The organism is Pseudomonas sp. NFACC13-1 (assembly GCF_900104425.1).
Classification (GTDB): Bacteria; Pseudomonadota; Gammaproteobacteria; order Pseudomonadales; family Pseudomonadaceae; genus Aquipseudomonas; species Aquipseudomonas fluorescens_AA.
The window spans coordinates 83,557-90,581 of sequence record NZ_FMXV01000027.1 but is presented as its reverse complement, the minus strand read 5'-3'; the positions used below and the strand labels follow the sequence as shown (position 1 = coordinate 90,581).

The window sequence follows — 7,025 nt, the reverse complement described above, 5'->3', positions numbered from 1 at the left end:
TCAGTCGACATCATCGTCAACTGCCCCACCACCATCGCGAGCAAGCTCGCTCCCACAAGGGTTGCATCATCCACCGGCCATCAGTTCAACAGCACTTGGGCCCACCCTTGCCGCCGTAACGGGCCTCCTGGCGTTCGCGAAAGAACGCCTCGTAGTCCATCATCGGTTTGTCCGGGTGCTTGGTTTGCATGTGCTCGACGTAGTTGTCGTAGTCGGGCATGCCGACCATCAGGCGGGCGGCCTGACCGAGGTATTTACCCAGGCGACTCAAGTCATTGAACATTGTTGCAATCCTCTATCAAGCGTCCGGCAGGGCCTGGAATGGCGCTTCCTTGTCCGTGCGTTCCTTGGTGCCCCAGGCAGCGATGCCGACCTTGAGCGCGTAGAACAGGATGCTGAAGACCACGAACAGGAACAACACCGTCAGCGTTGCGTTGGTGTAGGCGTTGAACACCACGTGCTGCATCTGCTCGATGCTCTTGGCCGGGGCCAGGATCTGGCCGGCGGCCAGGGCATCGTTGTATTTGCGCGCCAGGGCCAGGAAGCCGATCGCCGGGTTGGCGTCGAACAGCTTGATCAGGCCCGCGGTGGTGGTGCAGATCAGCAACCAGGCCGCCGGCAGCAGCGTGACCCAGACGTAGCGCTGGCGCTTCATCTTGATCAGCACCACGGTGCCGAGCATCAGGGCGATACCGGCCAGCATCTGGTTGGAGATGCCGAACAGCGGCCACAAGGTGTTGATGCCGCCCAGCGGATCGATCACGCCCTGGTACAGCAAGTACCCCCACAGCGCCACGCAGCCTGCGGTGGCGATCAGATTGGCCGGCCAGGATTCGGTGCGCTTGAGCGAAGGCACGAACGAGCCGAGCAAGTCCTGGAGCATGAACCGCCCGGCACGGGTGCCGGCGTCCACGGCCGTGAGGATGAACAGCGCTTCGAACAGGATCGCGAAGTGGTACCAGAACGCCATGGTGTTCTCACCCGGCAGCACCGAGTGCAGGATCTGCGCGATCCCCACCGCCAGGGTCGGCGCACCGCCGGCACGGGCCAGCACGGTGGTCTCGCCGATGTCCTTGGCCACCGCCTGCAGCGCCTCGGGCGTGATGGCAAAACCCCAACTGCTGACGGTCTGGGCCACGGCCACCACGTCACCGCCGACGATGGCCGCCGGGCTGTTCATGGCGAAGTACACGCCCGGCTCGATCACCGACGCGGCCACCATGGCCATGATCGCCACGAAGGACTCCATCAGCATGCCGCCGTAACCGATGTAGCGGGCGTTGGTTTCGTTATCCAAAAGCTTGGGCGTGGTGCCCGACGAGATCAGCGCATGGAAGCCCGAGACCGCGCCGCAGGCGATGGTGATGAACAGGAACGGGAACAGCCCGCCCTTCCACACCGGCCCGGTGCCGTCGGTGAACTGGGTCAGCGCCGGCATTTTCAGCTCGGGCATGGTGACCAGGATGCCGATGGCCAGGGCGACGATGGTGCCGATCTTGAGGAAGGTCGACAGGTAGTCCCGCGGGGCCAGGATCAGCCACACCGGCAGCACCGCCGCGACGAAACCGTAGCCAATCAGCATCCAGGTGATCTGGATCCCGGTGAAGGTGAAGGCCTTGGCCCAGACCGGGTCGGCGGCGATTTGCCCGCCCAGCCAGATCGAACCCAGCAGCAACAGCACGCCGATGAGCGAGATCTCACCGATGCGGCCCGGGCGGATGTAGCGCATGTACAGGCCCATGAACATCGCGATCGGGATGGTCGCCATCACCGTGAAGATGCCCCACGGGCTCTCGGCCAGGGCCTTGACCACGATCAGCGCCAGCACCGCGAGGATGATGATCATGATCAGGAAGCAGCCGAACAGCGCGATGGTGCCGGGGATACGGCCCATTTCCTCGCGCACCATGTCGCCCAGGGAGCGACCGTTGCGGCGCGTGGACAGGAACAGGACCATGAAGTCCTGCACGGCACCGGCCAGCACCACGCCGGCGATCAGCCAGAGCGTGCCGGGCAGGTAGCCCATCTGCGCCGCCAGCACCGGCCCGACCAGCGGCCCCGCGCCGGCAATGGCCGCGAAGTGGTGGCCGAAGAGGATGTGCTTGTTGGTCGGGACGTAGTCCAGGCCATCGTTGTTGAGCACGGCGGGGGTGGCCCGGCGCGCATCGAGTTGCATCACGTTGTTGGCGATGAAGAGGCTGTAGTAGCGGTAGGCGACCAGGTAGATGGCCACGGCGGCGACGACGATCCAGAGGGCGTTGATGGGTTCGCCGCGGCGCAAGGCCACGACACTCAACGCACAAGCTCCCAGAACAGCCACGGCAAACCAGGCGAGGTGTTTAACCAGACGGGTTGTCATTGCATGTCTCCTGCCGATATCCAGTGGATTGCGGCGATTGTTTTTATAGTGTGCCCCGGCTATTCGGAGCCGGCCCAATATCCCTGCAAGCCGTCAATAAATAAATCCGTAGTACTACGTAGACCTCCAATTGTCCCTGTGGGAGCAAGGCTTGCTCGCGATACAGTCAATACGGTCTTTATGAACCTCGGCGCCAGCGTCGCGAGCGAGCTTTGCTCCCACATGTCTTGCCTCACAGGTTTTATGCCTCACCCATGGGTTTGGCATATGATGCCGCCATTCGCCTCCCCGCCGAGCCCGGACAGGAGTACAGATGCTGCTCAAACACAAAATCGTCGCCCTCGGGATTTTGCCGCTGGTCCTGGCCATCGCGGTCATCTGCGCCCTGGTGATCTCGCTCAACCGCCAGTTGGGCGATCAACAGGCGCAACTGATCGAAGACAGCATCCTGGCGAGCAAGCGCGCCGAGCTGAAGAACTATGTCGAGATGGCGCAGAGCCTGATCGCACCGCTGTACAACGACGGCCAGGGCGACGCGCGGGCGCAACAGCAGGTCCTGGAAGAACTGCGCAAGCTCAGCTTCGGCATCAACGGTTACTTCTTCGTCTACGACCGCCAGGGCCGCAGCCTCATGCATGCCCGCCAGTCGGAGTTGGTGGGGCAATACCTCTGGGACATGAAGGACCCCCACGGCCTGCCGGTCATCCAGGCGCTGATCAAAAGCGCCGAGTCAGGCGAAGGGTTCCAGCGCTACGCCTGGAACAAGCCCTCCTCCGGCCAGGTGACCGACAAGCTGGCCTATGTCGTGATGCTGGACAAGTGGGGCTGGATGCTCGGCACCGGGATTTACCTGGAAGATGTCGAGCGCGCCACCCAGCAGGCCCGTGACGAAGTCGCCCATGGCATCCACACCACCATGCAAGCCATCGCCGCGATCGCGTTGGTGGCGGTCCTGCTGGTGTTTGCCGGTGGCATGACCCTCAATGTCAGCGAACATCGCCTGGCCGATAAGAAACTGCAGCGCTTGAACCAGCGCATCGTCAGCTTGCAGGAAGAAGAACGCTCGCGGGTTTCGCGCGAGCTGCATGACGGCATCAGCCAACTGCTGGTGTCGATAAAATTCCAGTTCGAACTGGCCAGCCACGTGTTGGAGAACGGCCAGGAAAATGGCCTGGGCATCCTGAAGAACGCCACCGACCGGCTCGGCGAAGCCATCGGCGAGATCCGTAATATCTCCCACGACTTGCGCTCGTCTCTGCTCGACACCTTGGGCCTGCCCGCCGCCATCGGCCAGCTCGCCACCGAATTCCAGCAGCGCAGCGGTCTGGAAGTGTCCTATCGAAGCAACGAATTCGATTGCCGCCTCGAAAATGGCGCGCCTGTCTCGCTGTTTCGCATCGCCCAGGAAGCCCTGACCAATATCGAGCGCCATGCCGGGGCGAAAAGCGTCGGCATTACCCTGTTCGGCTCCAGCCAGTCCTTGCGACTGACGGTGGTCGACGACGGGATGGGGTTCAACGTCCCGCAAGTGGAACGCGGCCATGCCGGCATCGGCCTGCGTAACATCCGCGAGCGGGTCGAGCATTTCGGCGGACGCCTGGAAGTGACGTCCGTACCGGGCCGCAGCGAACTGGACATTCTGTTGCCCATGAACCTCTCGGTCACGCAAAGCTGATGCGCGCCCCAGGCCAACAGGAGCACTCGTCGATGAACCTGCCGCCCGTGATTCGCGTCGCCCTGGTCGATGACCATTCCCTGGTCCGCGACGGCATCAGGGCCCTGCTGTCGGTGATGCCGCAACTGGATGTGGTGGGCGAAGCCGAGAACGGCGCGCAAGCGATCGAAATGGTCGGTCGCTGCCAACCGGACCTGCTGCTGATGGACATCGGCCTCAAGGATAAGAACGGGCTCGAGCTGACCCGGCTGCTGGGCAAGCAATACCCCAGCCTCAAGATCCTGATTCTCAGCATGTACGACAATTATGAGTACGTGAGCGAGTCCGTGCGTTCCGGCGCCAGCGGCTACGTGCTCAAGAACGCACCGTCTCGGGAGATCATCGCGGCCATCGAAGCCATCATCAGCGGCGGCACCTTCTACAGTGCCGAGATCGCCCAGCGGCTCGCCACCGACCCGCACACCGACAACGAGCTGACGCCACGGGAAAACCAGGTGCTGTACAAAATGGTCCAGGGCCTGAACAACAAAGAAATGGCCCGTGAACTGGACATCAGCGTACGCACCGTCGAAACCCATCGCCTGAGCATCCGCCGCAAACTGAACATCGACAAGCCCGCGGCCCTGGTGAAATACGCGATCGACCACGGGATCATTTCCCGCTAGGCCCCACACCGCTCCCTCGCCACAGGTTATTCACTTCGATCGGCGTGGTAATAACCCGGCAACGCAAGATCATCCAACAACCCCGGACCGCTTGGCGTCCAGCCCAGCAAGGCACGGGTGTATTCGCTGGACACCGCCATGTTCGCCCCCGCCATGTGGGCGAACCAGCCGAAATGCTCGCGCTCCCGGGATTCGACCGGCAACCCCAGGCCACGACCGATCGCCAGGGCAATGTCCTTGAACGGCACGGCCTCGTCGGCGACCGCATGGTAGACCGACTGTGTCACGCCCTGCTCCAGCGCAAGCCGATAGACCCGTGCGGCATCCAACCGGTGCACGCCCGACCAGCAGTGGCCACCGTCTCCGAGATAGGCCGAGACGCCCGTCTCCCGGGCCAGGCGAATCAGGATCGGCACGAACCCATGGTCGCCGAGGCCATGGACCGAGGGCGCCAGCCGCACCGTCGCCACACGCACCCCACGCTCGGCCAGGTCCCGGGCGGCGGCTTCGGACTTGCGGGGCGAGGCCGGGCTCACCACTTCCAGTTCACTCGCGCCCCGCGTCAATCCAAACAGGCCCGACGTCACCAGCAACGGCCGGTCGGAGCCTCGCAAGGCATCGCCCAACGTTTCGATGGCGCGGCGGTCCTGCTGGGCATTTTCGGCAAATCGGGAGAAGTCATGATTGAACGCCGTGTGAATCACCGCGTCCGCCGCCGAGGCTGCGTTGTGCAGGACCTCGAGATCATCCAAGGTGCCTGGAATCACCTTCGCGCCTGTCGCAGCCAGTGTGGCGCCTTTCTCTTCGCATCGGGCCAGGCCGGTGACCCGATGCCCGGCGGCGATCAGATCCTGTACCACGGACGCCCCAACCCAGCCCGTGGCACCGGTAACGAATACGTGCATGTGCGACGCTCCTGTTCTAAAAAACGAGACCGAAAATCTTATAACCCATCGAACACTCAGGATTTGTATTGAACTTGTGCTTGTCGTCCTCTGAGCAGCATCAAGGCCACCCCGAAGGACAGCCCAACGGCAATAGCACCGCCCAGGTAAACCGCACCGATGCCCCAGCCACTGGCCAACAAACCGGCCAGCGGACTGGTGATGCCCAGGGAAATATCAAGAAACGCGACGTAGGCCCCCATGGCGAGACCGCGTGCCTGCGGTGGCGCACGCCGTACCGCCTCCACGCCGAAGCCGGGAAACGCCAGGGAATAACCGAAGCCGGTGAAAGCCGCGCCCACATACGCCATGGTCGCGGTGTCGGCGCTCCAGATCAGCAGCAACCCAACGGCTTCGATCAATACACAGACCAGCGCGACGCGGGCGCCGCCAATCTTGTCCGGAAGGTGGCCGAAAAGCAGGCGCGCAGCGATGAAAGCCACACCGAACGCCGTGAAGGCCAAGGAAGCGTTGCCCCAATCCCTGGCCGCGAACAACAGGGCAATGAACGCTGTGATGACACCAAAGCCGACACTGCAAAACGCCAATCCCATGCCCGGAACCCATACAGCACCGAGCATCGTGTAGAACGGTGTGCGCCGGGTCGCCGTAGGGGCGACAGCGCGCACGCCCGCGACAATCGCCAAGGCCAGCAGCGGAATGAACATCGAGGCCATGGCGATGCCCGTGAATCCCCAGCCGCCATTCAGCGCCACGCCAAGCGGAGCGCCCAGGGCATAGGCGCCGTACATGGCGATGCCATTCCAGGCCATGACCTTGCCGGCATGCTGCGCGCCCACCAGGCCGATGCCCCACCCCAGCGCACCGGTGACAATCAGGCTTTCGCCAATTGCCAACAGCACCCGACCGCCCGACAAGAGCCAGACCGACGTGACCGGCGCGGCAACGAACGCCAGGGAAAGCAGATAGACCAGCCCTGAAACCGCGGCTGTCACCAGCCCGGTCATGACCGCGCGTTTACCACCGCGCATGTCGGCAAAATTGCCAGCCCAGGCCCGTGACAACAGCGCTGCGGCGAACTGCGCGCCGACCACCAGGCCGATGACCAGCGTGCCCATGCCCAGCGTGTCATGCAGATGGAGCGGCAAGACAGGCAGTTGCATGCCGATCGTGAGGAAACCGATGAATACAGTCAGTGTGAGCGGCAACAGCTTGAGCGCCGGATCGGCCTCGACGGCTGCCTGGGGCGCCGAGGAAGCGCCGAGATGAATATTGTCTTGTGTCATAACCCTACCCACGGAAAGGATGCGATGTGACGTTGAACGCTGCCTGTGGAGCCGACTAGAATGCGATCAATTCGTCGCATTCAAGATACGAACAATCCGTCGCGTTTCCTATTCGCATTCCCTGCCGAGGTTCAT

The 7,025-nt window shown here is 63.1% G+C and carries 6 protein-coding genes; 2 read left to right on the top strand and 4 right to left on the bottom strand.

Going from position 1 to position 7,025, the window contains the following annotated elements; translation table 11 throughout:
* Nucleotides 1-85: 85 nt before the first annotated feature.
* Together BLQ55_RS25600 and BLQ55_RS25595 are read right to left on the bottom strand one after the other, a co-directional pair.
* On the bottom strand, nucleotides 86-283 hold the full coding sequence (locus tag BLQ55_RS25600) for a YbdD/YjiX family protein (RefSeq protein ID WP_003182142.1): 198 nt from the start codon (nucleotides 281-283) through the stop codon (nucleotides 86-88).
* 15 nt (nucleotides 284-298) lie between these two features.
* Complete coding sequence (locus BLQ55_RS25595) at nucleotides 299-2,359, bottom strand: carbon starvation CstA family protein (protein WP_092258063.1); 2,061 nt, start codon at nucleotides 2,357-2,359, stop codon at nucleotides 299-301.
* A 313-nt stretch (nucleotides 2,360-2,672) separates the two neighbouring features.
* Between BLQ55_RS25595 and BLQ55_RS25590 the strand changes: the two genes are divergently transcribed.
* Nucleotides 2,673-4,034: a cache domain-containing protein gene (locus BLQ55_RS25590; protein ID WP_092205189.1), complete on the top strand. Its 1,362-nt coding sequence runs from the start codon at nucleotides 2,673-2,675 to the stop codon at nucleotides 4,032-4,034.
* 32 nt (nucleotides 4,035-4,066) lie between these two features.
* A complete protein-coding gene (locus tag BLQ55_RS25585; RefSeq protein ID WP_092258060.1) occupies nucleotides 4,067-4,699 on the top strand; it encodes a response regulator in 633 nt (210 codons plus the stop codon).
* Nucleotides 4,700-4,725: 26 nt separating this feature from the next.
* On the opposite strand, the gene BLQ55_RS25580 is transcribed toward BLQ55_RS25585, so the two are convergent.
* Together BLQ55_RS25580 and BLQ55_RS25575 are read right to left on the bottom strand one after the other, a co-directional pair.
* On the bottom strand, nucleotides 4,726-5,604 hold the full coding sequence (locus BLQ55_RS25580; protein WP_092258057.1) for an SDR family oxidoreductase: 879 nt from the start codon (nucleotides 5,602-5,604) through the stop codon (nucleotides 4,726-4,728).
* 56 nt (nucleotides 5,605-5,660) lie between these two features.
* Entirely contained in the window at nucleotides 5,661-6,890 is a 1,230-nt protein-coding gene (locus tag BLQ55_RS25575; RefSeq protein ID WP_092258054.1) for an arabinose transporter, read from the bottom strand.
* Between the last annotated feature and the right edge of the window lie 135 nt (nucleotides 6,891-7,025).

Excerpts from the sequence above, each read along its gene's own strand:
- BLQ55_RS25600 (WP_003182142.1), bottom strand. The coding sequence starts at position 283 with ATGTTCAATGACTTGAGTCGCCTGGGTAAATACCTCGGTCAGGCCGCC.
- BLQ55_RS25595 (WP_092258063.1), bottom strand. The coding sequence starts at position 2,359 with ATGACAACCCGTCTGGTTAAACACCTCGCCTGGTTTGCCGTGGCTGTT.
- BLQ55_RS25590 (WP_092205189.1), top strand. The coding sequence starts at position 2,673 with ATGCTGCTCAAACACAAAATCGTCGCCCTCGGGATTTTGCCGCTGGTC.
- BLQ55_RS25585 (WP_092258060.1), top strand. The coding sequence starts at position 4,067 with ATGAACCTGCCGCCCGTGATTCGCGTCGCCCTGGTCGATGACCATTCC.
- BLQ55_RS25580 (WP_092258057.1), bottom strand. The coding sequence starts at position 5,604 with ATGCACGTATTCGTTACCGGTGCCACGGGCTGGGTTGGGGCGTCCGTG.
- BLQ55_RS25575 (WP_092258054.1), bottom strand. The coding sequence starts at position 6,890 with ATGACACAAGACAATATTCATCTCGGCGCTTCCTCGGCGCCCCAGGCA.